Genomic DNA, 26,131 nt, shown 5'->3' with positions numbered 1-26,131 from the left:
ATCAGAACGTCACGCCTGCGCACAGCACGATGTTGGCGTAGGGCGTGCATTCGCCGGTGCGGATCACCGCCCGGGCGCGTGCGCTCAGGCGCTTGAGCTCTTCGTGCGAAATCGTCTCGGGCACCACGGCCAGCTGGCCCTCGCACCATGCGGGCAGCGCGCCGGCCGGCAGTTGCTCCACCGCCTCGCGCGCCAGCAGCGCACGCTCCACCTGCATCTCCGACAGCACCGCCTTGAGCACGTCCGCGACGCGCGGGATGCCGGGCGTGAGCGCGAGGTCGATGCGCTTCGGGCCATCGGGAATCGGCAGTCCCGCATCGCCGATGACCACCATGTCGCCGTGCCCCAGAGCGGCAATCACTTGCGAGAGTTCGGCATGCAGCAGGGGAGAGCGTTTCACAGCGTGATCCAGTCGGGAGGCGGGGGACTTTGCAGCACGGCATCGCGCCGCGGAATGGAGGGTTGGGCGCCGGGATGCTGGATGCACAGCGCCGCGGCGCGGATGCCCAGGCGCACCGCCTCGTCGAACGGCTGGCCTTCGCCCAATGCCACCGCGAGCGCGCCGAGGAAGGTGTCGCCGGCGGCGGTGGTGTCCACCGCCTGCACCTTCGGTGCGGGATGGTGGCGCGCACCGTCGGCGTCGATGGCCACCGCGCCGCGCGCGCCGAGCGTGACGACCACGCGGTCGATGCCCTTGGCGCGCAGCGCCTTGCCGGCCAGTGCGGCTTCCTGCGGGCTGTCGGCCGACTGGCCGCACAGCGTCTGTGCTTCGATCTCGTTGACGACCAGCGTGTCGATGCGCGGCCAGAGCGGCTCGGCAATCGCCTGCACCGGCGACGGGTTGAGCAGCACCTTGCAGCCCGCTTCGTGCGCCACCGAGAGGGCGCGCGCGACCTGGTCCATCGGCGTCTCGAACTGCATCACGAGAAAGGCCGCGCCCTTCAGCTGCTCGCGAAGCGCGGGCTCGTCGATCTCGACCTTCGCGTTGGCGCCGGGGATCATCACGATGCGGTTCTGGCCACTGTCTTCCACCAGGATCAGCGCCGTGCCCGTGGGCTCCGCATCGACCGTGCGCAGCGCGGCGGTGTCGATGCCGTCGCGTTCCAGCGATTCGCGCAGCGCGCGGCCGTGGGCGTCGTCACCCACGCAGCCGATCATGCGCACCTGGCCGCCTTCGCGCGCGCAGCTCACGGCCTGGTTGGCGCCCTTGCCGCCGGGGATGTTGGCGATCGAATGGCCGATCAGGGTTTCGCCCGCGGCCGGTGCATGGGGGACGCGCAGCACCAGGTCCATGTTGAGGCTGCCGAGCACCACGATGCGCGGCGGCAAAGGCACCGGCGACGGCTCGGAACTGCGGGAAGAAGGCTTCGGACTCACGGGGTGCGGGACTTTCGGTTTTCCGTTGAAGGCGCCGCGCCGGCGGCGGGCGCCGAAGAAGAAGTCGCGGGCGCGGTGGCCTCGCGGAAGCTCGCATGGCGCGCGGTCGAGGCGCGCACGCGCAGCTCGGGCTGCAGCACCACCTTGCGCGCGTCGCGCCGCTTGCCGCCCACACGCTCCAGCAGCATGTCGACCGCCAGCGCTCCGATGCGTTCCTTGGGCTGTGCCACGGTGGTGAGCGGCGGGCTGGTGTAGGCCGAGAGTTCGATGTCGTCGAAGCCGACGATCGAGAGCTCGTCGGGCACGTGCACGCCGCTTTCATGCGCGGCGCGCAGCGCGCCGATGGCCATCAGGTCGTTGCACACGAACACGGCCGAAGGCGGATGTTCGGTGCGCAGGATGGCGTGCATCGCCTCGTAGCCGCTCTGGCTGGTGAAGGCGCCGCGCCATAGCAGCGCATCGGCGTTCGGCGTGGTTCCGGCCTCGGCCAGCGCCATGCGCCAGCCTTCGATGCGCTGCTCGCTGGGCGTGAGGCCCTCGGGCCCGCCGATGCAGGCGATGCGCTTGTGGCCGAGCGACAGGAGGTGCCGCACCGCGAGCAGGCCGCCCTGCATGTGCGCGGTCTCCACCAGGTCGCAGCTCGGGTCGGCGATCTCGCGGTCGACCAGCACCGTGGGGATGCGCAGGCCCTGCAGTTGCGTGACCAGCGAGTCGTCGTCGCCCGTGGACACCACGATCAGCCCGTCGATGCGGCGCTCGGCCAGCACCTGCAGGTACACGCTCTGGCGCCGGGGCTCGTCGTCGGTGTTGCACAGCACCAGCGTGTAGCCGGCGCCGAAGCAGCGGTCTTCCACGATGCGAACGATCTCGGCGAAGTAGGGGTTGGAGCTGTTCGGAATCAGCATCCCGAGCGTCGAGGTGGTGTTGCTCTTCAAGCTGCGCGCCATCGCATTGGGCACGTAGCCCAGCTCGCGGATGGCGAGCTCGACGCGTTCGCGGCCCTTGGCGCTCACATGGCGCGTGTCGTTGACCACGTGCGAGACGGTGGTGACGGAGACTCCCGCGCGCAGCGCGACGTCCTTGATGGTGGCCATGGGGTGTTGTTCCTCGTTCTTTGGGAAGCGTCAGAAGGCGTGAGATTCGTTCACACCTTCTCCTAGGCCAGGCGGCGGTCCGCGCGGCGCTGGCGCAAGGTGTCGATGATCACCGCAACCACGATCACGGCGCCCGTGATGATGCGTTTGCTCGGCTCGCTCGCGCCCACCTGCGCTAGGCCGGCCTCGAGCACCGCGATGATGAGCACGCCGAAGAAGGTGTTGACCACCGAGCCGCGACCGCCCATGAGGCTGGTGCCGCCAATGACCACGGCCGCGATCACCTGCAGCTCGATGCCGACACCCGCATTCGGGTCGGCCGCTTCGAGCCGCGCCGACTGCATCAGGCCCGCGAGGCCCGCAAGAAGACCGGTGACGGCGAACACGATGATGCGGATCGGCCGCGGGTCGACACCCGCCAGGCGCATCGCTTCCTCGTTCGTGCCGATGCCCACCACATGCCGGCCGAACACCGTGCGCGTGAGCACCATCTGCCCGATGACGACCAGCACCACCGCGAGCACGAAGGCAGCGGAGATGCCGCCGATCCACGGCGCGGCCAGGCCCGAGATCGCATCGCCCACGTACTGCGTGCGCGAGTCGGTCACGAGGTAGGCGCCGCCGCGCACCGCTTCGAGCATGCCCAGCGAGACGATGAAGCTCGGCAGCCGCCAGGCGACCGACACCGCGCCGGTCACCGTGCCGCAGACGAGGCCGGTGGCCAGGCCGAGCATGGCGGCGAGCGGCACCGAGAGCTTCCACTCGAGGATGGCCGCGGCCGTCACGGCCGCGCTGAGTGCGAGCACCGAGCCGACCGACAGGTCGATGCCCGCGATGATCAGCACGAAGGTCATGCCCACCGCCATCACGGCGAGCGCGGGGATTTCGTTGGCGATCGAGATGAAGGTGTCGCGCGTGAGGAAGTATTCGCTCATCGAGCCGAAGAGCGCGATCATGCCCACCAGCACGACCGTGAGGCCGAGGTAGGTGCCCAGCTGGCCCTTCAGTGCGGAGGTGCGCGGATTGGTTGTCGGGACGGCTGCGTTCATGGGGTCTCGGCAGTGGCCGGGTGGGCCGGGTTCGAATCGGAAAGAGGGGACGAGTGCGACGTGGCTGGCGCGGCGGGGCGTCCGGTCGCGTCGCTGAACGCGGCGGCGAGCAGCGATTGCTCGCTCCATTCGCCGCGCTCGAACACGGCGACCAGGCGGCCCGCGCTCATCACGCCGATGCGGTCGCACATCGCCATCAGTTCGCGCAGGTCGCTCGAGACCATCAAGAGCGCCTTGCCGGCGTCGGTCATGCGGTCGAGTTCGGCGTAGAGGTCGGCGCGTGCACCGACGTCCACGCCGCGCGTGGGTTCATCGAGCAGCAACACCTTGCATTCGCGGTGCAGCCAGCGCGCGAACACCACCTTCTGCTGGTTGCCGCCGCTCAGCGTGGCGACGGGTTGTTCGATGCTGCGCGAGCGGATGCGCAGGAGCTCCACCAGCTGTCGCGCGATATTGCGTTCCTTGGCGCGCTGCAGCCAGCCGGCGTGCGAGATCGCGCCCAGGTCGCTCAGCGTCGCGTTGACACGGATCGATTGCGTGAGCAGCAGGCCCTGCGACTTGCGGTCTTCGGTGACCAGGCCGATGCCGGCGCGGATCGCCTGCATCGGCGAGCGCCAGCCCTTGCGCACGTGCTGCACGGGCTGCGCCCCGGTCTTTGCGTCGTAGAGAGAAATTTCGCCTCGGTCCGCGCGGTCGGCACCGAAGAGGAGGCGCACCAGTTCGGTCCGGCCAGAGCCGACCAGGCCGGCTAGGCCCATGATTTCACCGGCGCGCAGGTCGAGATCAACGTCGCGCACCACCTGCGCCCGGCCGAGGCCGCGCGCGCTCAGAAGCACGGGCCCGGCGACGCGGCGATCGCGGCCTTCGTGCTCGTGCACCGCGCGGCCGACCATGCGTTGCACCAGTTCGGATTCGCGCACGCCGGCCATGGCGCGCACGTCCACCAGCTTGCCGTCGCGCAGCACCGCCACGCGGTCGGCGATGCGCTGCAGCTCTTCGAGGCGGTGCGACACGTAGACGATCGCCACGCCGCGCGCCTTCAGCAGCTCGATCTGCTCGAAGAGGTGCGAGGTTTCTCGCGGCGTGAGCATCGCGGTGGGCTCGTCGAGCACCAGCACGCGGGTGTCGTCCTGCAGGTTGCGCGCGATCTCGACCATCTGCTGCTGGCCGATGCCCAGCCGCGCGACGGGCGTGGCCGGGTCGATGTTCTCCATGCCGATCTTGGCGAGCTGGCGCGCGGCCAGCTCGTGCAGCTTGGCCTTGCGGATCCAGCCGGTCGTGTTGGGCAGGCGGTCGAGCAGCAGGTTCTCGGCCACCGACAGCGTGGTGACCAGCCCCAGTTCCTGCATCACCATGCGCACGCCCAGGCGCTCGGCATCGCGGCGGGAGCCCGGCTGGAAGGGTTTGCCGTCCAGCAGCATCTGGCCGCGCGTGGGCTGCACCAGGCCGCAGACGATTTTCGAGAGCGTGCTCTTGCCGGCGCCGTTCTCACCCGTGAGGGCAAGCACTTCGCCGGCGTTCAGCACGATCGAGACGTCGTCGAGCACCGGCGCCGCGTAGTCCTTGCCGAGCGCGCTCAGCGAGAGCACGGGCACGGGTGGACCGGAATTCATGGCGGGCGCTGCGTTCAACGTCTTGGCTCTCTCGGTTTACTTGGAGTCTTTGGTGACGAGCACCACGTCGGTCTTCACTTCGGCGGGCATCTCCGACTGCTTCTTCTTGTCGGCGATGGCCTTCAGGGCGGTCTCGATGCCGAACACGGCCTGCTTGGCGGCGAACTGGTCGGCAGTGGCGAGCACGCGGCCGTCCTTGAGCATCGGCTTGATGGCGCCGATGTTGTCGTAGCCCACCACCAGCACCTTGCCGGTCTTGCCCGCGGCCTTCACCGCTGCCACGGCGCCGAGCGCCATGCTGTCGTTGCCGGCGAGCAGCGCCTTGAGATCGGGGTGCTCTCGCATCATGCCGGCGGCCACCGTGTTGCCCTTGTCGATTTCCCACTGGCCCGACTGCACGCCCACCACCGTCACGTTGGAGGCCTTCATGGCATCCTGGTAGCCGAGGGTGCGCTGCTGCGCATTGAAGGTGGTCGAGACGCCTTCGATGATGCCGACCTTGTCGCCCGCCTTCAGCTCCTTGGCCAGCGCATCGCCCACCAGCTTGGCGCCGGCGCGGTTGTCGGGGCCGACGAAGGGCACCTGGATGCCCTTTTCCTTGAGCGCGGCGGCGTCGAGCTGGTTGTCGATGTTGACCACCAGGATGCCCTTGTCGATGGCGGCCTTGATCACGGGCACCAGCGCCTTCGAATCGGCCGGCGCGATGACCAGCGCGTTGATCTTCTGCGCCACCATCTGCTCGACCATCTTGATCTGGGCGGAGGTGTCGGTCTCGTCCTTGATGCCGTTGGCCACCAGCGTGTACTTCGCGGCGTTGGCCTTGTTGTGCGCCTTGGCGCCGTCTTCCATGGTGCGGAAGAACTCGTTGGCCAGCGACTTCATGACCAGTGCGACCTTGGGCTTGTCCTGCGCGAAGGCGGGCGTGGCGGCGATGGCGCCCAGCAGCGTGAGCGCGGCGGCGCTTTGCAGGGTGCGGCGGGTGAACTTCATGGTGTGTCTCCTGAGGTGTGGTTGAGCGGTACGCCGGTCTCTGCCGGGGGCTCCGATATTACCTAACGAAAACGTTTGCGCAAACGTTTGCTAATCGGGTTTAACCCTGAGCTTTCGAGGGATGGACGAAGGGGGCCGAAGACCTGCCGGGCGGGCATGCAAGCATGGTCGCCTAAAATCGCGGGTTACCCAAGAGGACCTCCCATGAGTTTGCAATGCGGCATCGTCGGCCTGCCCAACGTCGGTAAATCCACCCTTTTCAATGCGTTGACCAAGGCCGGCATCGCAGCGGAAAACTATCCTTTCTGCACCATCGAGCCCAACGTGGGCGTGGTGGAAGTGCCCGATCCGCGCCTGGCGCAACTGAGCGCGATCGTGGGGCCCGAGCGAGTGGTGCCCGCCATCGTCGAGTTCGTCGACATCGCCGGCCTCGTGGCCGGCGCCAGCACCGGCGAAGGCCTGGGCAACAAGTTCCTCGCGCACATCCGCGAGACGGATGCCACGGTGAACGTGGTGCGCTGCTTCGACGACGACAACGTGATCCACGTGGCCGGCAAGGTCGACCCGATCTCCGACATCGAAGTGATCCAGACCGAACTGTGCCTGGCCGACCTCGCCACGGTCGAGAAAGCGCTGCACCGCCACACCAAGGTGGCGCGCTCGGGCGACAAGGACGCGCAGAAGCTCGTCGGCCTGCTGGAGCGCTGCCAGGCCGCCCTGAACGAGAACACGCCCGTGCGCGCGCTCGAGTTCACCAAGGAAGAGCAGCCGCTGGTCAAGAGCTTCACGCTCATCACCGCCAAGCCCGCGATGTTCGTGGGCAATGTGGCCGAAGACGGCTTCGAGAACAACCCCTACCTCGATCGCCTGCGCGAATACGCTGCCAAGCAGGGCGCGCCCGTGGTCGCCATCTGCGCCAAGATCGAAGCGGACCTCGCCGAGATGGACGACGAGGACAAGAAGATGTTCCTCGCCGAAATCGGCCAGGACGAGCCGGGCCTGAACCGCCTCATCCGTGCAGCCTTCAAGCTGCTGGGCCTGCAGACGTACTTCACCGCCGGCGTGAAGGAAGTGCGCGCCTGGACCATCCACATCGGCGACACCGGCCCGCAGGCGGCCGGCGTGATCCACGGCGATTTCGAGAAGGGCTACATCCGCGCGCAGACCATCGCGTTCGACGACTACATCGCGTTCAAGGGCGAGCAGGGCGCCAAGGACGCGGGGAAGATGCGATCGGAAGGCAAGGAATACGTCGTCAAGGATGGCGACGTGATGAACTTCCTGTTCAGCTCCTGAACTTGGCTCGCCCCCAGGCTTCGCGCACTTCGTGTCGCTTCTCCAACCCCCTACCGGGGGCGACACCTGCGGCCCGGCGGAGCCGGTTCCGCGGTGTCTCGCGACGAGTTGGCAGGGCTCTGCGGCTACTTGGCGACTTGCTGCTTGCCCCACACCACGGTGTTGTCCACCGCATAGGCCGCACACACCACCTTGCGCTCCGCGCATCCCTTGAGGTGCTCGGTCAGCGCGGCCGAGTTGGTGGCGGTGCCGAACTTGTTGTCGCTCGTGATCAGGAACGCACGCGGCCGCGCCTGCAGCAGGAACTGGCGGTACGCGGCGCGGATCTGCGCGGGGTCGCTGCCGACAACCGGCAGGCCGGCTTCGTCGGCCAGGTCGGCATGGCCTGAGGGCGCGGGTTCGCCGTTGGGGCCGAGCGCCACGCCGACGTTCTTGAGCAGCTCGCGCCACTTCGTCATCTCGGCGATCACGCGCTGCGGCAGTTCCATCACCCATTGCGCCGGATAGGCAAAGCCGAGGTTCGCTCCGCCGGGCGCCACGCTGTCGGTGACGCCGACCAGCCGGCCTTCGTCATCGAACAATCCGCCGCCGCTCGAGCCCGAGGACACCGGCGCGGAGGTCTGGATGATCGGCAACTGGCCCTGGGCCCTTGGCCTCAGCGCGGAGATCAGGCCTTCGGTCAAGGTGAGTTCGAGGCCGTGCGGGCTGCCGATGGCAAACACGCGCTGGCCCACGCGCAGGTCGCCGACCGGCGCGATCTGCACGGCGGGCAACTGCAGCGGCGTTTCGGTCATCAGCACGCACAGGTCGCGCGACGTGTCGGGGTCGCGCAGGATGCTCTTGATCTTGATGGTGGTCTGGCCCTGCGTCACGGTAGCCGACATGGCGCCGTTCACCACATGGCAGGCCGTGGCCAGGGCGGCCGGCGTCACGGCGACCGCGCTGCCGACCGATGTCTTGTTGTTGCCCTGGTCGCCCTTGACGGTCCAGACCGCGGGCGATGCCTTGCGAAAAACTTCCTCGGGCTGCAGCGCCGAGGCGTGACAGGCGAGCATGCCGAGCCAGAGGCCGGCTGCCAGGGGCTTCCAGGGCCGGATGGATTTTTTCATTCGCAGGAGTGTGAAAGCGCAGCCTCCGGTTTCTCGTAGGCGGGGGCGCTGTGTGCGGGCGTGCGAAAGCCGCGTTGGCGATGTTTCCTGTTGTTAGACTGCGCGCGCCCCGATTTCTCCACAAGGCTCGCCCCCATGCTCACCGTCCACCATCTCAACAATTCGCGCTCGCAGCGCGTGCTCTGGCTGCTCGAAGAACTCGAACTGCCGTACGAGATCGTTCACTACCAGCGCGATCCGCAGACCATGTTGGCGCCCGCTTCGCTCAAGGCCATTCACCCGCTTGGCAAGTCGCCGGTGGTGACGACGGACGACGGCCTCACGCTCGCGGAATCGGGTGCGGTGATCGAGACGGTGATCGAGCGCTACGGCCATGGCCGCCTCGCGCCCGCGGCCGGCACGCCCGAGGCCTTGCGCTATCGCTACTGGCTGCATTTCGCCGAGGGCACCGCGATGTCGCCGCTGTTGCTCAAGCTGGTGTTCGACCGCATCGAGACGAGCAAGATGCCTTTCTTCGCCAAGCCGGTGGCCAAGGCCATCGCGGCGAAGGCGAAGTCGGCGTTCATCAACCCGAACATCGCGAGCCACCTGAACTACATGGAGTCCGAACTGGGCAAGAGCGAGTGGTTCGCCGGCGACGAATTCACGGGCGCCGACATCCAGATGAGTTTCGTGGTCGAAGCCTCGCAGGCGCGCGGCGGACTCGATGCGAAGCGGCCCAGGCTCATGGGGTACCTAGAGCGCATCCATGCGCGGCCGGCCTACAAGCGCGCGCTGGAACGCGGCGGCCCCTACGGCCTGTTGAGCTGAGGTTGCGTCAGGCCGGGAAGATGTAGATGAGCGCGACGGTCATGCAGACGTAGCGCAGGAATTTTCCGATGGCCATGTAGCCAAGGCACGGCCAGAAGGGCAGCTTGAGCCAGCCCGCCACAGCGCACAACGGATCGCCCACCAGCGGCAGCCAGCTCAGGAGACACGCCTTCGGCCCGAGGCGCTCGAGCCATCCGAGCACGCGCACGTGGTGTTTCGAGTGCGAGTATTTGTCAGCGACCTTGTGCGCGCCGTAGCCCATCCACCAGTCGACCGCGCCGCCCAGCGTGTTGCCCACCGTCGCGACCGCGATGGCGGGCCAGAACATCTCGGGGTTGAGCCTGAGCAGGCCGAACAGGATGGGCTCGGAGCCCACCGGCAGCAGCGTGGCCGACACGAAGGCGGCGACGAACAGCGTCGAGAGGCCGTACTGCGGCAGCGCCAGCAGCGCCATGAGGGAGTCGAGCCAGGCTTGCATAAGGTCGGCGGAGTATAGGCAGCACCCGCACCGCATCCGCGTCGGAGAAGGCCCCGCGAGACATTGGTGTTTACGCCTGTCCCGCAGGCGCAAATCGTTTCAGTCGCCGAAATCCCAGGTGGCTACAATCGTGCCTCATTTTTCAGCAGCCGAACGCGCACCGCCTCCTTTCCCATGACCTTGCAGATCGGCACCCACACGCTGGAAAACCGCCTGTTCGTCGCGCCCATGGCCGGCGTGACGGACCGGCCCTTCCGCATGCTGTGCCGCGAACTCGGCGCGGGTTATGCGGTCAGCGAGATGGTCACCTCGCGCAAGGAACTCTGGGGCACGCTCAAGACTTCGCGACGTGCCAACCACGACGGCGAGCCGGGCCCCATCGCGGTGCAGATCGCCGGCACCGATGCGGCCATGATGGCCGAGGCCACGGTCTACAACATCGAGCGCGGCGCGCAGATCATCGACATCAACATGGGCTGCCCGGCCAAGAAGGTCTGCAACAAGTGGGCGGGCTCGGCGCTGATGCGCGACGAGCCGCTGGCCCTCGAGATCGTGCAGGCTGTGGTCGATGCGGCGCAGCCATTCAACGTGCCGGTCACGCTCAAGATGCGCACCGGCTGGAGCGAAGACAACCGCAACGCGGTGAAGCTCGCGCGCGATTTCGAATCGGCCGGCGTGCAGATGCTCACCGTTCACGGCCGCACGCGCGAGCAAGGCTACAAGGGCCACGCCGAATACGACACCATCGCCGCCGTGAAGGCCGCGGTGCGCGTGCCGGTGGTGGCCAACGGCGACATCACATCGCCCGAGAAGGCGCGCGACGTGCTCGCGGCCACCGGTGCCGACGCGGTGATGATCGGCCGCGCCGCGCAGGGCCGGCCCTGGATCTTTCGCGAGATCTCGCACTTCCTGGACACCGGCACGCACCGCGCGCCGCCGCTGGTCGCCGAGGTCCGCCGCCTGCTGCTCGATCACCTGGTGGAGCACTACGCGCTCTACGGCGATTTCAGCGGCGTGCGCACCGCGCGAAAGCACATCGGCTGGTACGTGCGCACGCTTCCCGACGGCGAGGCCTTCCGCAGCACGATGAACGCCATCGAGGACTGCGCGGAGCAGCTTCGCGCGGTGGGCGACTATTTCGACGGGCTTGCGGACCGGATGGACCGCATGCCCGCACACCAGGCGGCCGAAGAGCTGTCCGGTGAAGAGGAGGCGGCCTGCGCCGTCGATTGAGAGAAGAAGAGAAGAAGCAATGAGCAAGAAACACATCGAAGACTGCGTGCGCACCAGTCTGGACAGCTACTTTCGCGACCTGCGCGGCACCGAACCCGACGGCATGTACGAGATGCTCGTGCGCGTGGTCGAGAAGCCCTTGCTCGATGTCGTGATGACGCGCGCCGAGGGCAATCAATCCAAGGCCGCGCAATGGCTGGGCCTCAACCGAAACACGCTCCGCAAGAAATTGGTCGAGCACAAACTTCTGAAATAACTTCACGGCATACCCATGGCTCAGACCGCACTCATCTCCGTTTCCGACAAGACCGGCATCCTCGAATTCGCCCAGGCGCTGCATGCGCTGGGCATCAAGCTGCTGTCCACCGGCGGCACCGCCAAGCTCCTGGCCGACGCGGGCCTGCCGGTGACCGAGGTGGCCGACCACACCGGCTTTCCCGAAATGCTCGACGGCCGCGTGAAGACGCTGCACCCCAAGATCCACGGCGGACTGCTTGCGCGGCGGGACCTGCCCGCGCACGTGGCGGCGATCAAGGAACACGGCATCGACACCATCGACCTCCTGATCGTCAACCTCTACCCGTTCGAGTCGACCGTGGCCAAGCCCGGTTGCACGCTCGAAGACGCGATCGAGAACATCGACATCGGCGGCCCGGCCATGGTGCGCAGCGCGGCCAAGAACTGGAAGGACGTGGGCGTGCTCACCGACGCGGCGCAGTACCCCGTGGCGCTCGCCGAGCTCAAGGCCGGCGGCAAGCTCAGCGACAAGACCAAGTTCGCGTTCTCGGTGGCCGCGTTCAACCGCATCGCCGACTACGACGGCGCGATCAGCGACTACCTCTCGGCGATCGACTTCGACGCCAGCATCGGCCAGCCTGCGCCCACGCGCTCGCTCTTCCCCGCGCAGAGCAACGGCCGCTTCGTGAAGGTGCAGGACCTGCGCTACGGCGAGAACCCGCACCAGCAGGCCGCGTTCTACCGCGACCTCTATCCGGCGCCCGGCTCGCTGGTATCGGCCAGGCAGCTGCAAGGCAAGGAGCTGAGCTACAACAACATCGCCGACGCCGACGCGGCGTGGGAATGCGTCAAGAGCTTCGACGTGCCGGCCTGCGTGATCGTCAAGCACGCCAACCCCTGCGGCGTGGCCGTGGGCAAGGACGCGAACGAGGCCTATGCCAAGGCCTTCAAGACCGATCCGACCTCGGCCTTCGGCGGCATCATCGCCTTCAACCGTCCGGTCGACCTGGCCACCGCGCAAGCGGTCAACAAGCAGTTCGTCGAAGTGCTGATGGCGCCGGGCTATACGCCCGAGGCGCTCGAAGTGTTCCAGGCCACCAAGGCCAAGCTGAACGTGCGCGTGCTCGAGATCGCGCTGCCGCCGGGCGGCAAGACCGACTGGGAGAACGGCCGCAACCTGATGGACGTCAAGCGCGTCGGCTCGGGCCTTCTCATGCAGACCGCCGACAACCACGAGCTCGCCGAGAGCGACCTCAAGGTAGTGAGCAAGAAGCAGCCCACGCCGCAGCAACTGCAGGACCTGCTGTTCGCCTGGAAGGTCGCGAAGTTCGTGAAGAGCAACGCGATCGTGTTCTGCGCCGACGGCATGACGATGGGCGTCGGCGCGGGCCAGATGAGCCGCCTCGACTCCGCCCGCATCGCCAGCATCAAGGCCGAGCACGCGGGCCTGTCGCTGAAGGACACGGCGGTGGCGAGCGATGCCTTCTTCCCGTTCCGCGACGGCCTGGACGTGGTGGTGGATGCGGGCGCGAGCTGCGTGATCCAGCCGGGCGGCTCGATGCGCGACCAGGAAGTGATCGATGCCGCGGACGAACGCGGCGTGGTGATGGTGCTGTCGGGCGTGCGCCACTTCCGGCACTGAAGGCGCTTCTTCCGCTTTTTCGAGAACACCGCGGAACCGGCTTTGCCGGGCCGCAGGTGTTGCCCCCGGTAGGGGGTTGGCGAAGCGACACGAAGTGCGGGCAGCCTGGGGGGCGAGCCTATTCGTGGGTGCCGAACCGGTACTTGAGTTGGAAGGTGATCGCGCCGTACAGGCGGTTCTTGACCGTCGGCACGTAGGCGACGTTCAAGCCCCAGTTCTTGCCCTCGATGGCCGCCACCGGAAGGATGGCCGGGAACCAGTTGCCGTTGCGATAGTTGGGGTAGCCGTCGAAACCGCCCACCACCGCGCCGAACTTCACGCCGTAGAACTCGAAGGGCAGCACGTACAGGCCGAGGTAGTTCGACTGCCTGCGGTCGCTGTTGCGAAAGGTGCCGCCCGTGATGCGGTAGGTGTCGCTCAGCGGGTATTCGAAGCCCAGGCCGAAGTTGGAATTTTCCAGGCCCTTGCCGCTGTCGAAGTGCGCCGAATAGAAGCCCGGGTTGACCCAGATGTTCTTCGGCTCGAAGGACGCCTGCGCAAGCGCCAGGCCGGGTAGAAGAAGAGCAAGGGCAGCACTCGATACCGGCAGCAGGCGCAGGGCGTTCATGGACTAAGGCGTTCTGAAAATCTCTCGTGCCGCTTCTATGGTGGCTGCGATATCTTCCTCCCCGTGCGCTGCGCTCACGAAGCCTGCTTCGTACAGCGCGGGGGCAATATACACGCCGCGATCGAGCAAACCATGAAACAACGCATTGAACTTCGCGTTGTCGGTTGTCATCACGGTGGCATAGTTTTGCGGCAGGTCCTTCATGAGGAAAAAGCCGAACATGCCGCCTTCGCTGTCGGCGTTGAAGGGCTGGCCTTCGGCCGCTGCGGCGGCCTTCAGGCCATCGACCAGCGAGCGCGTCTTCTTGCCGAGTGCTTCGTAGAAACCGGGCTTGGCAATTTCCTTCAGCGTGGCAAGGCCGCACGCCGTGGCCACCGGGTTGCCCGACAGCGTGCCGGCCTGGTAGACCGGCCCCTGCGGCGCGAGCTGCTCCATGATGGCGCGCGGACCGCCGAACGCCGCGAGCGGCATGCCCCCGCCGATGACCTTGCCCAGCACCGTGAGATCGGGCTTGATGCCCAGCACGCCCTGCGCGCCGTGCAGGCCCACGCGAAAACCGGTCATCACCTCGTCGAAGATCAGGAGCGCGCCGTGCTTCGTGCAGAGCTCGCGGCAGCGCCGGGCGAATTCGGGCGTGGCGCGCACGAAGTTCATGTTGCCGGCGATGGCCTCGATCATCAGGCAGGCGATGTCGTTGCCGTGGAGCGAGAACGCTTCTTCGAGCTGCTGAAGGTTGTTGTACTCCAGCACGATCGTGTGCTGCACCACTTCGGGCGGCACGCCGGCCGAAGTCGGGTTGCCGAATGTGGCCAGGCCCGAGCCGGCCTTTACGAGCAGCGCGTCGGCATGGCCGTGGTAGCAGCCTTCGAACTTGATGATGCTTTTACGGCCAGTGGCGCCGCGTGCCAGGCGCAGTGCGCTCATCGCGGCCTCGGTGCCCGAGCTCACGAGCCGCACCATTTCCATGGAAGGCACGAGCGCGAGGATGGCCTCTGCCAGTTCGATTTCGCGCTCGGTCGGCGCGCCGTACGAGAAGCCTTCGAGCACTGCCTTCTGCACCGCCTCGACCACGGCGGGGTGGCCGTGGCCCAGGATCATCGGGCCCCAGGAGCCGATGTAGTCGATGTAGCGCTTGCCGTTGGCATCCCAGAAATAGGCGCCTTCGGCGCGCTGGATGAAGCGAGGCGTGCCGCCGACGGCCTTGAAGGCGCGCACGGGCGAGTTCACGCCGCCGGGGATCACGGCGCGGGCGCGCTCGAAGAGAGTGTCGTTCTTGTCGGTCATCGATCAGTGGCGGGTGTCGTGAGGGGGCAGGGCGAAATCTTGCGGTGCATCGGGGTCGTCGTCTTCGTCGTCGTCCTCGGGCTCGGCCCAGAACAGGCGGTCGGGCAGCACGTGGCCCATGCCGGGGCGGAAGCCCGCGTCCAGGCACCGGTCCATGTAGGCGAGGGCTTCGCTGGTCGCGGCCACCAGGTCGGTGCCGCTTGCGAGCAGGGCGGCCAGCGCGGCCGAGAGCGTGTCGCCCGCGCCGGCGAAGACCGCCTCGAGCCGCTCGTACTTCTCGTTGGCGAGCACCGACTGCGGCGAGGCCAGCACGTTGTCGATGAACTGGTCGGGCAGCACCATGCCTGTTACCAGCGTGTAGGGCACGCCGAACTCGCCGGCAGCCTTGGCGATGTCGCGCGCGCCGGGCGGGCGCTCGCCGCTCCAGTCCGGAAGGAGCCACCGCCACAGCGTACTGTGGTTTCCAACCAACACTGTGGTCTGCGGCAAGACAAGCTCGCGAAAAGCGTCCAGATAGGCCTCGATCTGGTTTTCATCCCACCAGGAAAGGTTGGGCATATAGGCCACCACGGGCACGTCAGGGTAGTCGGAAGCGGTCTCGGCGATGGTGCTGAGGGCGTCGGGCGAGCCGACGAAACCGACCTTGATCAGCTGCACTTCGACGTCTTCCAGGATGGCGCGCGCCTGCTCGGCGATGGCCTCTTCGTCGAACGCGAAATGGTCGAATATCTCGGCTGTGTCCCGGGCGTAGGCGCCTGTCACCACGGGGAGAATGTGTGCGCCCACCGACGCCATGGCGAGGGCATCGGCACCCAGGCCTCCCGCTCCGCTCGGATCGCTGGCATTGAAGACCAGCACGCAGGGCGGATTGAGGTCGCGTTCGGCGAGCGCTTCGGCGTCCTGCGAGGGGTCGTTAAGATCGCCCGGTTTGCGGGCGTTGTCTGCTGGATGTAAGTAGATGGTCATACGCCGGGCGGAATCTCCTGGATGGTGGCATAGGCGCGACGTTTATAGCTCGCCAGTGAGATACGCATAGATACACTCGTTGCATTTAATGAACAAGGACTTTAAGCTCCGATGAATACGAAAACTTGGATGTGCCTGATTTGTGGGTGGATCTATGACGAAGCGGTTGGTGTACCGGAAGACGGGATCGCGGCAGGCACTGCCTGGGCCGATGTTCCGATGAACTGGACCTGTCCTGAGTGCGGTGCGCGCAAGGAAGACTTCGAAATGGTTGAAATCTGAAAATTGGCATAGGGCTACGCGATCTGCGTCGATGTACGGCGCGGCGGGCATCCAAGTCTCATGAGCAGGAGCGTTTGCAATGGGCCCGAATGGATCAGGTTACAAGGTGCTGGTCATCGATGACAGCAACACCATCCGGCGCAGTGCCGAGATTTTTCTGAAGCAGGGTGGGCACGAGGTTCTTCTGGCGGAAGACGGTTTCGATGCGCTCTCCAAGGTTAACGACCACAAGCCCCATCTGATTTTCTGCGACATCCTCATGCCGCGTCTCGACGGCTACCAGACCTGCGCCATCATCAAGCGCAATGCTCATTTCTCCAAGGTTCCGGTCGTCATGCTGTCTTCGAAAGACGGTGTATTCGACAAGGCCCGCGGCCGCATGGTGGGGTCGCAAGACTACCTGACCAAGCCTTTCACCAAAGACCAACTGCTGCAGGCCGTGCAGCAGTTTGGCATCGTTCAACAGGAAGTGCAGTAATGCCTATTCGAAAAATCCTCGTCGTCGACGACTCCAAGACTGAATTGGTGTTCTTGACCGACCTCCTCCAGAAGAACGGCTTCGCCGTGAAGACGGCCGAAAACGCCGACGACGCGATGCGCCGCCTGGAAGAAGAGCAACCCGACCTGATCCTCATGGACGTGGTCATGCCCGGCCAGAACGGCTTCCAGCTCACCCGCGCCATCGCCCGCGACCCGAAGTACGCCGCCATCCCGATCATCCTGTGCACGAGCAAGAACCAGGAAACCGATCGCGTCTGGGGCATGCGCCAGGGCGCACGCGACTACATCGTGAAGCCGGTCAACGCGGCGGATCTGATGTCCAAGATCAGCGCGCTCGCCTGAGCAGCAGTCGGCTGAGTCCATGGCGAATCGCGACGCACTGAGAGCCTTCCAGTCCCGGCTAGCAAGCCGTCTGCAGGCTGCGCGCACGACAGGCGTGGCCGCGACGTGGCTTGCCGTCGAGGCGGGCGAGGGCAAGTACCTCTTCCCGCTGGGACACGCCGGCGAAATCTTTCCCTGGACGCCGCCACAGCCCGTGCCCTACACGGAGCCGTGGTTCCTCGGCGTCGCCAATCTGCGCGGCGGCCTCTACGGCGTGGTCCACCTGTCGGGTTTCGCCACGGGCGGGCCGGGCACGCAGGCCACCACCGAGGCCGCGCGCATGCAATCGCGGCTCGTTGCATTCAACGAGCTGCTCGAAGTCAACTGCGCATTGCTGGTCGACCGACTGGCGGGGTTGCGGGGCGCGGAGGCCTTCACGGCCTCCGAGGCTCCGGGCGCAGAAGCACCTGCGTGGCATGGGCATCTGTATACCGACGCAGCAGGAGAGCGCTGGCAGGAAGTCAACCTGCAAGCGCTTTCGCAGCAACCCCAGTTTTTGAGTATTGGTGCGTAGTGCCTTGGCACGCAGCACTGGCAACCACCTGAAGGACCGACCGTGAGCTCGATCGCCGACAAGTTCAAGAAATTACTGCCCGTGAGCAACGGGAACGACAAGGCCCGCGTCGACGGCTCCGGTTCGATATCGCTCGACGATGTCGATACGGTTCAGGTTCCGGACGAGAAAACCGTGCGCCTGGCGAGGAAGGGCGAAAGCTCGTCCCCCGTTTCGCCCGCGCCCACCGGCTTCGGCGACGTCGAAGGCCTGGCCGACGGCCAGACGCCCGATGCGCTCGACGCGGCGGCCCTCGAAGCCGTCCCGCCCGCCGGGCGAACGGGTTCCAACCCGGCCCGGCAACAGCGGATCCTGGCGATCATGCTGGCGGTCGTGGTGTTGCTGCTGCTCCTGGTGGCCGGCTCCGCCATTCTCCGCGCGGAACGCCTCGCCCAGCAGGTGGCGGCCACCGGCCAGTCGCTGATGCAGTCGCAGCGTCTGGCCAAGTCGATCTCCCAGGCCCTCGTCGGCAGCGCCTCGGCGTTCGTCGAAGTGAAGGACAGCGCGGACGACCTCTCGCGCCGCGTTGCGGGCCTGACCAACGGCGACGACGCACTGCGTCTGGAGCGCGTGGGCAACCAGTACGACGAGGAGATGAACAAGATCAATCCTCTCGTTGCACGTGCCGACACCAGCGCCAAGGCCGTGCTGGCCCAGCGCCAGATCCTGACCCAGGTGGGTGCCGCTCTGCGCGACATCAACCAGCAGTCGTCCACGCTGCTCGAAATGACGGAAACCGTCGCTTCGCTGAAGATGCAGCAGAACGCCACGCTGCCCGAGATCTCGGCCGCCGGCCAGCTCGTGATGCTGACGCAGCGCATCGGCAAGTCGACCAACGAGTTCTTCACGGTCGAGGGTGTGAACCCCGACGCCGTGTTCCTGCTGGGCAAGGACCTGAACACCTTCCAGGAAACCACCCGCGGCCTGCTGGACGGCAACGCGCAGCAGCGCTTCCCCGGCTCGAAGGACCCGCAGACGCGCCAGCAGCTCGAAGCCATCCTGAAGACCTACGAACAGATGCGCACGCAGGCCTCCGCCATTCTGGGCAACCTGCAGGGTCTGGTGGCGGCGCGCGAAGCGCAGGCGTCCATCCTGACCGACAGCGAACCGCTGCGTAAGTCGCTGGGCGACCTGCAGGACAAGCTCTCGGCCCGCACGGGTCTGGGCGCCGGAACGATCGTCTTGCTGTTCGTGCTGTCGCTGGCTGCCTTGGCACTGGCCGGCGCCATCGGTTTCGTACAGGTGCGCGAAGGCCGCGAACGTGCCGCCAACGCCGAACGCGAGCGTCTGGCTGCCGAGCAGACTTCGGAAGAAGCCGGCCGCATCAACAACGCCAACCAGGCCGCCATTCTTCGGCTGATGAACGAACTGCAGACAGTGGCCGAAGGCGACCTGACGCAGGAAGCAACCGTGACCGAGGACATCACCGGCGCCATCGCCGACTCGGTGAACTACACGGTGGAAGAACTGCGTTTGCTGGTGGGCAACGTGCAGAACACGGCAACCCGCGTGGCGCAGACGACGTCGCAGGTGGAAAACACCTCGACCGAACTGCTCGCCGCCTCGACCGAACAGCTGCGCGAAATTCGCGAAACCGGCCAGTCGGTGCTGACCATGGCCGAGCGAATCAACGGCGTGTCCTCGCAAGCGCAAGAGTCCGCCACGGTGGCGCGCCAGTCGCTGCAAGCCGCATCGTCGGGCCTGCAGGCCGTGCAGAACGCCATCGGCGGTATGAACTCCATCCGCGACCAGATCCAGGAAACCTCCAAGCGGATCAAGCGCCTGGGCGAGTCGTCACAGGAAATTGGCGAAATCACCGAGCTGATCTCGGACATTACCGAACAGACGAACGTGCTGGCCCTGAACGCCGCCATTCAAGCCGCATCGGCCGGTGAAGCCGGTCGAGGCTTCTCGGTGGTGGCGGAAGAAGTTCAGCGACTGGCCGAACGCTCCGCAGACGCCACGCGCCAGATTTCGGCGCTGGTGAAGGCGATTCAGACCGACACCCAGGATGCCGTGGGCGCCATGGAGCGCTCCACGCAGGGTGTGGTCGAAGGGGCGAAGCTGTCCGACAACGCGGGTACCGCGCTGACCGAGATTGACCGCGTGTCCCGCCGCCTCGCCGAGCTGATCGAGCAGATCTCGCAGTCCGCCTCCCGCGAAGCCGATTCGGCCAACGTGGTGGCAGCGAACATCCAGCACATTTTTGCGGTGACCGAGCAGACCGGAGAAGGTACGCGTACCACGGCCCAGCAGGTGCGCGAACTGTCGCAGATGGCCGAAGAACTGCGTCGCTCGGTAGCCCGTTTCAAGATTGCCTGATGAAGCTCTCCCCCAGCCTTTGCGCACTTCATGCCGCTTCGGCAACCCTCTTGCGGGGGCGACACCCGCGGCCCGGCCAGGCCGGTTCCGCGGTGTGCCTTGAAGTGACGGCGACGGCTGTATGCATTCGGGGCGCGTGGCGCCCATTGAAAAACTGATAGATCAAGAACGGCGAGCAACCAACGTGTCGATTCAAACCCCTGCCACGGCCCCCATCGCCGGCAACCTGCCGGCCACCGAAGACCTCGGGCCGCTGGCCTGGGTGCTGGGAGAAATCCAGAAATCCCTCGACGGTGTGGGCAAGTCGTTGCGGCGCTTCGTGCGCGACGTGGGCGGTGCAACCGAGCCCGAGAGCGGCCCGCTGCAAATGGCCCGCCAGCAACTGCACCAGGCCGTCGGCGCGCTGCAGATGGTCGGGCATTCCTCGCCCGCGCTGGTGCTCGGCGCCATCGAATTCGCGGTGCAAGGCTTCATTGCCGAACCGCAGCGCTGCACCGAAAGCGCCGTCCTGAAGATCGAGCGTGCCGGCTTCGCCGTCACCGACTTCCTGACCGCGCTGCTGGCCGGCAAGCCCGTGTCGTCGGTGGCGCTCTTTCCCCAATACCGCGACGTGCTGGAACTGGGCGGCAACGAACGCGTCCATCCGGCCGACCTCTGGAGCACCGCCTGGCGCTGGGTCGAGGTCAAGCCCGCGCTCACGCAGGCCGCCGTCGCCTACGACCCGGCCGTGCGCTCGCGGCTCGACCGCGAAGTGCTGCAGCTGGTCAAGGCCGGCGACATGCAGGCCGCCCAGCGCCTGCAGGGCTTGTGCCTGGGGCTCGGACGCGGCGCGCTGCTGCCCCGCGTCGCCAGCTTCTGGACCCTGGCCGCGGGCTTCTTCGAAGCGCTGTCGCTGGGCCTCATTCCCGCCGACGCGTATGTGAAGCGCGCGGCCACCCGCGTGCTGCTGCAATACGCGACGCTCGCGCGCGGCGACAGCCTGGTGTCCGACCGCCTCGGCCAGGACCTTCTCTTCTTCTGTGCGCAGGCCGTACCCACCGCCCGCGACGAGGCCGCGACGCTCCGCACCGTGCGCAGCGCCTGGGGCGTGGCCCACGAGCAGCACGTCGACTACACCGTCGAGCAGTTCGGCCGCTTCGATCCGCTGGTGCTCGCGCAGGCCCGCAAGCGCATCGAGACCGCCAAGGAAATGTGGTCGGCGCTCTCGGGCGGCGACATCACCCGCACCCGCCAGGTGGCCGACACCTTCGCGCAGCTGGGCGAATCGCTGCAGAAGCTGCACCCGCCGAGCCTGCCGATGGTCGATGCGCTGACGCATGCCGTCGACGCCTCGGTCAGGTCGGGCCAGCCGCCCGATACCGAACTGGCGATGGAAGTCGCCACCTCGGTGCTGTACCTGGAAGCCGCGCTCGAAGACCTCGACCCGAGCGACCCGCAACTCACCTCCCGCACCCTGCAGCTGGCGGGCCGCATCGAACGCGTGCGCGCGGGCGGCCATTCCGAGCCGCTCGAGCCGTGGATGGAAGACCTGTACCGCCGCGTGAGCGACCGCCAGACCATGGGCACCGTGGTCGACGAGCTGCGCAGCCACCTGAGCGAACTCGAGAAGTCGCTCGACCAGTATTTCCGCCGCCCCGCCGAAAAGGGCCTGCTGCGCACCGTGCCGACGCAGCTCATGCAGATGCGCGGCGTGTTCTCCGTGCTCGGCCTCGATCAGGCCGCGCTCACCGTGCAGCGCATGCGCGAAGACGTCGAGGCCATGCTGGTCAGCACCTCGCCCGCCGAGGAAATGGCCGGCTTCGACGCCCTGGGCAACAACCTGGGCGCGCTGGGCTTCCTGATCGACATGCTGGGCTACCAGCCCGCGCTGGCCAAGCGCCTGTTCGTGTTCGACGCCGAAGCCGGCGAGCTCAAGCCGCTCATGGGCCGCCAGGCCGTCGACAGCACCGAAGGCGCAGCCGCCGCGCCCGTGGCCGAGCCCGTGCTCAGCATCGAGGAAGTCGACGCGCAGATCGCCTCCAAGCTCGCCGCGCTCGCCGCGCCCGCCCGGAAGACCAAGCCGACGCCGCTCGAGGAATTCAGCCGCAAGGCCGAGAGCTGGACCTCCAAGATCACCGGACCGGGCGCGCTGCCCGACACCGAGGTCACCGAGCTCGAAGAAGACGACCTGCAGAACATCTTCCTGGACGAAGCCCGCGAGGTGGTGCACAACGGCCTGGCCGCCATCACCGAACTGGGCAGCCATCCGGACGACGTCGAAGAACTCACCATCCTGCGCCGCGCGTTCCACACGCTCAAGGGCAGCTCGCGCATGGTCGGCCTCACCGACTTCGGCGATGCCGCCTGGTCGCTCGAGCAGGTGCTCAACACCTGGCTGGCCGACCAGCGTCCCGCCACGCCGGAGATGCTGTCCGCCACCGAGCGCACGCTGCGCGATTTCGGCCAGTGGGTCGAAGCCATCGCCTCGGGCGAATCCCATTCCTGGCAGGCCGGCCCGTTCAGCCGCGTAGCCGATGCGCTGATGGCCGGCGAGCCCGTGCCGCCGCCGGTGCGCGTGGCCGATGCCGAGCAATTGGCCGTGGCCGCCCGCCACATCGCCGCCGAACCCGAGCTGCCGCCGCTGCCCGACCTGTCGTTCCTGCCGGACCCTCCGGCGCGGACTGCACCCGAGCCGGTCTTCGAACTCCCCGCGCTCGAAGAGCCGCAGAAGCCCGCAGCCTCGGACGCCGACGACGATTTCACGTCCACCGACTTCATCGATTTCGACAAGCAGCCCACGTCGCCCGCGCCGCTGCAGGCGCTGCCGGCCGGCGAGGAATTCGATTTCCTGGCGCCTTCGAAGACGCAGGCGCCCGCTGCCCCCGCCGTTGCTGCTGCGGAGCCGGAACCCGTGGCAGGCATCGAGGCCACCGTGCCGACCGCCACCGCGCTGCCCGATTTCGCCTGGGACCCCGAGCCGCTGCCCGTGCCGGCGAACGAGCCCAAGGCCAACGACATGGAACTGCCTCCGCTGGAGGCGCTGCCCGAGCTGGAGCCGATTGCCGAGCCCGAGGCGCAGCCGGCGCCCGAACCCGTGGCAGAGGTTGCCGCCCCGGTCGAAGTGCCCGCCGAGCCGCCGGCCGTCGTGGCCGAAGAAGAGACGCCGCAGCCTGTCGCGGCACCCGAGGTTGTCGAGACGGTGGAAGCCGTCGAAGTGATCGAAACCGTGGAAGCCGCCGACGTCTTGGAAGCAGTGGAAGCCACGGAAGCTGCAGAGGTCGCGCAAGACCTCTCCGCCGCTTCGGGCGCCGAAGACCAGGTCAAGGTGATCGGTCCGTTGCGCATCGGCATCGCGCTCTACAACGTCTATCTCAACGAAGCCGACGAATGGTCCAGGCAACTGGCCACCGACGTGGGTGAATGGGCGCTCGAATCGCACGAACGACTGCCCGACTCGACCATCGCTCTCGCGCATTCGCTGGCCGGCAGTTCGGCCACCGTGGGCTTCCACAGCCTCTCGGGCATGGCGCGCCTGCTCGAATCGGCGCTGCAGCACCTGCAGATGCAGGGCAGCGGCACGCGTGAGCAGGGCGTGGTGCTGGTCGCCGCGGCCGACGAGTTGCGCCGCCTGCTGCACCAGTTCGCGGTAGGTTTCCTCCGCGATCCGGCCGAAGGCACGCTGCAGGCGCTGCGCGACATCGCGGCGGCACCGATGCCGCTCGAAGCCGCCGTGCGCAGCGAAGTGCGTCCGTTCCAGCAGGTCGTTTCCAGCAGCGACGGCATGGCCGACGTGGCGCTGGACGATTCCGAAGACGCCATCGACCTGGCCGACGCGGTCGACGTCGACCTCTTCCCGATCTTCGAGGAAGAGGCCGCCGACCTGCTGCCCCAGCTGGGCGAGGCGCTTCGCCAGTGGTCGCACCACCCCGACGACAGCGCGCCGCGCGCCTCGGTGCTGCGCACGCTGCACACGCTCAAGGGCAGTGCGCGCCTGGCCGGCGCCATGCGCCTGGGCGAACGCGCGCACCGCATGGAGTCCGAGATCGAAATCCTGGGCTCCCAGGGTGCGGAGCGGGCCGACATCGAAAAACTGCTGGCACGCCTGGATGCCCTGCAGGCCACCTTCGACGCGCTGCGCGCGGCCGACGACGCCACGCAGGTCGAAATGGCCCAGGCCGTGGCTGCGGCCACCGCGCCTTCTCCGGCCATCGCGGTGGTGCAGGTCGCGTCCGAAACCGGCGTGCCGGCGAACGACGAAGACGCCGCACCGGTTGCCGACGCGCAGGAAGAAGCAGCCGGCCCGGCCGTCACCATGCTGCAGCCGCGTCCGGCTCACGCATTGCTTGCGCCGCTGCGCGCCGCATCGGGCCAGGCCGTGCGCATCCGCACCCAGCTGCTCGACCGCCTGGTCGCGCAGACCGGCGAGGTCATCATCACGCGTTCGCGCCTGGAGGCCGAGCTCGGCCAGCTGCGCGGATCGCTCTCCGACCTCACGGGCAACCTGGACCGCCTGCGCCAGCAGCTGCGCGACATCGAAGTGCAGGCCGAAAGCCAGATGCAGTCGCGCCTGGCGCAAGCCAAGGATTCGCAGCAGAGCTTCGACCCGCTGGAGTTCGACCGCTTCACCCGCGTGCAGGAACTCACCCGCATGATGGCCGAGTCGGTGAACGACGTGGCCACCGTGCAGCGCACCCTGCAAAAGACGGTGCAGGCGACGGAAGACGATCTGAGCGTGCAGGCACGCCAGACCCGCGAACTGCAGCGCGGCCTGCTGCGCACGCGCATGGTGGAGTTCGAAGGCATCTCCGACCGCCTCTACCGCGTGGTGCGCCAGGCGTCCAAGGACACCGGCAAGCAAGTGCGCCTGGACATCGTCGGCGGCTCCATCGAAATGGACCGTGGCGTGCTGGACCGGATGACGCCCGCCTTCGAGCACTTGCTGCGCAACTGCGTGGCGCACGGCATCGAGGATGCGGCGGCGCGCGAGAAAGCCGGCAAGGACGCCAGCGGCCTGATCGTCATCGACCTGCACCATGAAGGCAACGACGTCTCGGTGAGCTTCCGCGACGACGGCGCCGGCCTCGACCAGAAACGCATTGCCGAGCGCGCCCGCGCACTCGGACTGCTGGCGGGCGACCAGGAACTCACGCCGGAAGAAGCCACCGAGCTCATCTTCAAGCCGGGCTTCTCGACGGCCGGACAGGTCTCCGAACTGGCAGGCCGCGGCATCGGCATGGACGTGGTGCGCGCGCAGATCTCGGCGCTCGGCGGCCGCATCGAAACGCACAGCACCGCCGGCCAGGGCACCACCTTCAAGCTGGTGCTGCCGCTGACCACCGCCGTGACGCACGTGGTGATGCTGCGTGCCGGCGAGGTGTCGATCGGCGTGCCGTCGAACCTGGTGGAACTGGTGCAGCGCGTGGGCGGAACCGACCTGGAAGCGGCCTATCTGCACAACAGCCATCCGTTCGGCAGCGAACAGGTGCCGTTCTACTGGGCCGGCGCGCTCCTGCAGGCCTCGACCCGCAGCGAGCATGCCGGTGCCAAGAACAACACCCTCGTGATCGTGCGAAGCGCGGCACAGCGCGTTGCGCTGCACGTGGACGAAGTGCTGGGCAACCAGGAAGTCGTGGTGAAGAACCTCGGCCCGCAGCTCGCGCGGCTGCCCGGCCTGGCCGGCATCTCGGTGCTGGCCTCGGGCGCGGTGGCGCTGATCTACAACCCGGTGGCGCTCGCTGCAGTGCACGGCGATCAGGCGCGCCAGCGCCAGGCTGCCGCGCTCGCGGTGCCGGCGCATGCCGCATCGGCCACGGCCGACCAGGACGCACCGCAGGTGCCGATGCCGGTGCTGGCCCCCGTGGCGCCGCAGGTGCCGCTGGTGCTGGTGGTGGACGACTCCATCACCGTGCGCCGCGTCACGCAGCGTCTGCTGCAGCGCGAAGGCTATCGCGTGTCGCTCGCGGCCGACGGCCTGCAGGCGCTGGAGCGGCTGCAGCAGGAGCGTCCGTCGGTGGTGCTGTCGGACATCGAGATGCCGCGCATGGACGGCTTCGACCTGGCCCGAAACATCCGCGCCGATGCCGCGCTGGCCGAACTGCCGATCATCATGATCACCTCGCGCATCGCCGAGAAGCACCGCGACTATGCGCGCACGCTGGGCGTGAACCACTACCTGGGCAAGCCGTACTCGGAAGAGGAACTGCTGCGCCTGGTGCGTGCGTACACCACCGAGTCGACGCTCGCGGCCGCTGCCTGACGCCCCTGGCGGGTCTTGCACCGCGCCAAAGAAAAAAGGCCCTTCGGGGCCTTTTTTCTTTGGCGCGCCGCC

22 protein-coding genes are annotated in these 26,131 nt (G+C 67.3%); 11 read left to right on the top strand and 11 right to left on the bottom strand.

Annotated elements, in window-relative coordinates:
• Position 1: 1 nt before the first annotated feature.
• From rbsD to RT97_RS26980, 6 genes are all read right to left on the bottom strand, one after another.
• The gene (gene rbsD / locus RT97_RS27005) at positions 2 to 400 is read right to left on the bottom strand and encodes a D-ribose pyranase (RefSeq protein ID WP_042581935.1); all 399 of its coding nucleotides are present in this window, start codon (positions 398 to 400) and stop codon (positions 2 to 4) included.
• Positions 397 to 1,377, bottom strand: coding sequence for a ribokinase (rbsK, locus tag RT97_RS27000; RefSeq protein WP_042581934.1), 981 nt, complete (start codon positions 1,375 to 1,377; stop codon positions 397 to 399). Before rbsK ends, rbsD begins: the two co-directional genes overlap by 4 nt.
• Positions 1,374 to 2,471: a LacI family DNA-binding transcriptional regulator gene (locus RT97_RS26995; protein WP_042581933.1), complete on the bottom strand. Its 1,098-nt coding sequence runs from the start codon at positions 2,469 to 2,471 to the stop codon at positions 1,374 to 1,376. Before RT97_RS26995 ends, rbsK begins: the two co-directional genes overlap by 4 nt.
• A gap of 62 nt (positions 2,472 to 2,533) precedes the next feature.
• Positions 2,534 to 3,520, bottom strand: a complete 987-nt coding sequence (locus RT97_RS26990; protein ID WP_042581932.1) for an ABC transporter permease — start codon at positions 3,518 to 3,520, stop codon at positions 2,534 to 2,536.
• A complete protein-coding gene (locus RT97_RS26985) occupies positions 3,517 to 5,133 on the bottom strand; it encodes a sugar ABC transporter ATP-binding protein (protein WP_042581931.1) in 1,617 nt (538 codons plus the stop codon). The genes RT97_RS26990 and RT97_RS26985 overlap by 4 nt, the downstream gene beginning before the upstream one ends.
• Before the next feature lie 36 nt (positions 5,134 to 5,169).
• Entirely contained in the window at positions 5,170 to 6,123 is a 954-nt protein-coding gene (locus RT97_RS26980; protein ID WP_042581930.1) for a sugar ABC transporter substrate-binding protein, read from the bottom strand.
• A gap of 204 nt (positions 6,124 to 6,327) precedes the next feature.
• Between RT97_RS26980 and ychF the strand changes: the two genes are divergently transcribed.
• The gene (gene ychF / locus RT97_RS26975; RefSeq protein WP_042581929.1) at positions 6,328 to 7,419 is read left to right on the top strand and encodes a redox-regulated ATPase YchF; all 1,092 of its coding nucleotides are present in this window, start codon (positions 6,328 to 6,330) and stop codon (positions 7,417 to 7,419) included.
• Positions 7,420 to 7,544: 125 nt separating this feature from the next.
• Here the strand turns inward: ychF and RT97_RS26970 are convergent, their stop codons facing one another.
• Positions 7,545 to 8,528, bottom strand: a complete 984-nt coding sequence (locus RT97_RS26970; RefSeq protein ID WP_080898448.1) for a trypsin-like peptidase domain-containing protein — start codon at positions 8,526 to 8,528, stop codon at positions 7,545 to 7,547.
• Between the two features lie 135 nt (positions 8,529 to 8,663).
• On the opposite strand from RT97_RS26970, the gene RT97_RS26965 reads away from it, so the two are divergent.
• Positions 8,664 to 9,338: a glutathione S-transferase gene (locus RT97_RS26965; RefSeq protein WP_042581928.1), complete on the top strand. Its 675-nt coding sequence runs from the start codon at positions 8,664 to 8,666 to the stop codon at positions 9,336 to 9,338.
• A 7-nt stretch (positions 9,339 to 9,345) separates the two neighbouring features.
• On the opposite strand, the gene RT97_RS26960 is transcribed toward RT97_RS26965, so the two are convergent.
• A complete protein-coding gene (locus RT97_RS26960; protein WP_042581927.1) occupies positions 9,346 to 9,816 on the bottom strand; it encodes a YqaA family protein in 471 nt (156 codons plus the stop codon).
• 174 nt (positions 9,817 to 9,990) lie between these two features.
• Here RT97_RS26960 and dusB point away from each other — a divergent pair, with 174 nt between their 5' ends.
• The 3 genes from dusB to purH are packed head-to-tail and all read left to right on the top strand — an operon-like array spanning position 9,991 to position 12,928.
• A complete protein-coding gene (gene dusB / locus RT97_RS26955; RefSeq protein ID WP_042581926.1) occupies positions 9,991 to 11,049 on the top strand; it encodes a tRNA dihydrouridine synthase DusB in 1,059 nt (352 codons plus the stop codon).
• A gap of 19 nt (positions 11,050 to 11,068) precedes the next feature.
• Positions 11,069 to 11,305 carry a Fis family transcriptional regulator gene (locus RT97_RS26950; protein ID WP_007838304.1) on the top strand — a complete coding sequence of 79 codons (237 nt, stop codon included), beginning with the start codon at positions 11,069 to 11,071 and terminating at the stop codon, positions 11,303 to 11,305.
• A gap of 15 nt (positions 11,306 to 11,320) precedes the next feature.
• Positions 11,321 to 12,928: a bifunctional phosphoribosylaminoimidazolecarboxamide formyltransferase/IMP cyclohydrolase gene (gene purH, locus RT97_RS26945; RefSeq protein ID WP_042581925.1), complete on the top strand. Its 1,608-nt coding sequence runs from the start codon at positions 11,321 to 11,323 to the stop codon at positions 12,926 to 12,928.
• Positions 12,929 to 13,046: 118 nt separating this feature from the next.
• On the opposite strand, the gene RT97_RS26940 is transcribed toward purH, so the two are convergent.
• Genes RT97_RS26940 through thiD form a run of 3 tightly spaced genes read right to left on the bottom strand, consistent with a single transcriptional unit; the run spans position 13,047 to position 15,785 of the window.
• Positions 13,047 to 13,535: a hypothetical protein gene (locus RT97_RS26940; protein ID WP_042581924.1), complete on the bottom strand. Its 489-nt coding sequence runs from the start codon at positions 13,533 to 13,535 to the stop codon at positions 13,047 to 13,049.
• Positions 13,536 to 13,538: 3 nt separating this feature from the next.
• Positions 13,539 to 14,819 (bottom strand): glutamate-1-semialdehyde 2,1-aminomutase, encoded by a 1,281-nt coding sequence (gene hemL, locus RT97_RS26935; protein ID WP_042581923.1) that lies wholly within the window; start codon positions 14,817 to 14,819, stop codon positions 13,539 to 13,541.
• Between the two features lie 3 nt (positions 14,820 to 14,822).
• Entirely contained in the window at positions 14,823 to 15,785 is a 963-nt protein-coding gene (gene thiD / locus RT97_RS26930) for a bifunctional hydroxymethylpyrimidine kinase/phosphomethylpyrimidine kinase (RefSeq protein WP_042581922.1), read from the bottom strand.
• A gap of 111 nt (positions 15,786 to 15,896) precedes the next feature.
• Between thiD and RT97_RS32795 the strand changes: the two genes are divergently transcribed.
• From RT97_RS32795 to RT97_RS26905, 6 genes are all read left to right on the top strand, one after another.
• Positions 15,897 to 16,067 carry a rubredoxin gene (locus RT97_RS32795; protein WP_007838397.1) on the top strand — a complete coding sequence of 57 codons (171 nt, stop codon included), beginning with the start codon at positions 15,897 to 15,899 and terminating at the stop codon, positions 16,065 to 16,067.
• Positions 16,068 to 16,146: 79 nt separating this feature from the next.
• Positions 16,147 to 16,545, top strand: a complete 399-nt coding sequence (locus RT97_RS26925; protein WP_013543588.1) for a response regulator — start codon at positions 16,147 to 16,149, stop codon at positions 16,543 to 16,545.
• The gene (locus tag RT97_RS26920) at positions 16,545 to 16,910 is read left to right on the top strand and encodes a response regulator (RefSeq protein ID WP_042581921.1); all 366 of its coding nucleotides are present in this window, start codon (positions 16,545 to 16,547) and stop codon (positions 16,908 to 16,910) included. Before RT97_RS26925 ends, RT97_RS26920 begins: the two co-directional genes overlap by 1 nt.
• Before the next feature lie 19 nt (positions 16,911 to 16,929).
• Complete coding sequence (locus tag RT97_RS26915; RefSeq protein WP_042581920.1) at positions 16,930 to 17,463, top strand: chemotaxis protein CheW; 534 nt, start codon at positions 16,930 to 16,932, stop codon at positions 17,461 to 17,463.
• A 42-nt stretch (positions 17,464 to 17,505) separates the two neighbouring features.
• The gene (locus RT97_RS26910) at positions 17,506 to 19,824 is read left to right on the top strand and encodes a methyl-accepting chemotaxis protein (RefSeq protein WP_042581919.1); all 2,319 of its coding nucleotides are present in this window, start codon (positions 17,506 to 17,508) and stop codon (positions 19,822 to 19,824) included.
• A 184-nt stretch (positions 19,825 to 20,008) separates the two neighbouring features.
• The gene (locus RT97_RS26905; protein WP_042581918.1) at positions 20,009 to 26,059 is read left to right on the top strand and encodes an Hpt domain-containing protein; all 6,051 of its coding nucleotides are present in this window, start codon (positions 20,009 to 20,011) and stop codon (positions 26,057 to 26,059) included.
• Positions 26,060 to 26,131: the final 72 nt, after the last annotated feature.

Source organism: Variovorax paradoxus (assembly GCF_000834655.1).
GTDB classification, from domain to species: Bacteria; Pseudomonadota; Gammaproteobacteria; order Burkholderiales; family Burkholderiaceae_C; genus Variovorax; species Variovorax paradoxus_F.
Note: the sequence above shows the minus strand (reverse complement) of the source record. Positions and strands in the feature narration are given on the sequence as shown.

Excerpts from the sequence above, each read along its gene's own strand:
- RT97_RS26995 (WP_042581933.1), bottom strand. The coding sequence starts at position 2,471 with ATGGCCACCATCAAGGACGTCGCGCTGCGCGCGGGAGTCTCCGTCACC.
- RT97_RS26990 (WP_042581932.1), bottom strand. The coding sequence starts at position 3,520 with ATGAACGCAGCCGTCCCGACAACCAATCCGCGCACCTCCGCACTGAAG.
- RT97_RS26985 (WP_042581931.1), bottom strand. The coding sequence starts at position 5,133 with ATGAATTCCGGTCCACCCGTGCCCGTGCTCTCGCTGAGCGCGCTCGGC.
- RT97_RS26980 (WP_042581930.1), bottom strand. The coding sequence starts at position 6,123 with ATGAAGTTCACCCGCCGCACCCTGCAAAGCGCCGCCGCGCTCACGCTG.
- ychF (WP_042581929.1), top strand. The coding sequence starts at position 6,328 with ATGAGTTTGCAATGCGGCATCGTCGGCCTGCCCAACGTCGGTAAATCC.
- RT97_RS26970 (WP_080898448.1), bottom strand. The coding sequence starts at position 8,528 with ATGAAAAAATCCATCCGGCCCTGGAAGCCCCTGGCAGCCGGCCTCTGG.
- RT97_RS26965 (WP_042581928.1), top strand. The coding sequence starts at position 8,664 with ATGCTCACCGTCCACCATCTCAACAATTCGCGCTCGCAGCGCGTGCTC.
- RT97_RS26960 (WP_042581927.1), bottom strand. The coding sequence starts at position 9,816 with ATGCAAGCCTGGCTCGACTCCCTCATGGCGCTGCTGGCGCTGCCGCAG.
- dusB (WP_042581926.1), top strand. The coding sequence starts at position 9,991 with ATGACCTTGCAGATCGGCACCCACACGCTGGAAAACCGCCTGTTCGTC.
- RT97_RS26950 (WP_007838304.1), top strand. The coding sequence starts at position 11,069 with ATGAGCAAGAAACACATCGAAGACTGCGTGCGCACCAGTCTGGACAGC.
- purH (WP_042581925.1), top strand. The coding sequence starts at position 11,321 with ATGGCTCAGACCGCACTCATCTCCGTTTCCGACAAGACCGGCATCCTC.
- RT97_RS26940 (WP_042581924.1), bottom strand. The coding sequence starts at position 13,535 with ATGAACGCCCTGCGCCTGCTGCCGGTATCGAGTGCTGCCCTTGCTCTT.
- hemL (WP_042581923.1), bottom strand. The coding sequence starts at position 14,819 with ATGACCGACAAGAACGACACTCTCTTCGAGCGCGCCCGCGCCGTGATC.
- thiD (WP_042581922.1), bottom strand. The coding sequence starts at position 15,785 with ATGACCATCTACTTACATCCAGCAGACAACGCCCGCAAACCGGGCGAT.
- RT97_RS32795 (WP_007838397.1), top strand. The coding sequence starts at position 15,897 with ATGAATACGAAAACTTGGATGTGCCTGATTTGTGGGTGGATCTATGAC.
- RT97_RS26925 (WP_013543588.1), top strand. The coding sequence starts at position 16,147 with ATGGGCCCGAATGGATCAGGTTACAAGGTGCTGGTCATCGATGACAGC.
- RT97_RS26920 (WP_042581921.1), top strand. The coding sequence starts at position 16,545 with ATGCCTATTCGAAAAATCCTCGTCGTCGACGACTCCAAGACTGAATTG.
- RT97_RS26915 (WP_042581920.1), top strand. The coding sequence starts at position 16,930 with ATGGCGAATCGCGACGCACTGAGAGCCTTCCAGTCCCGGCTAGCAAGC.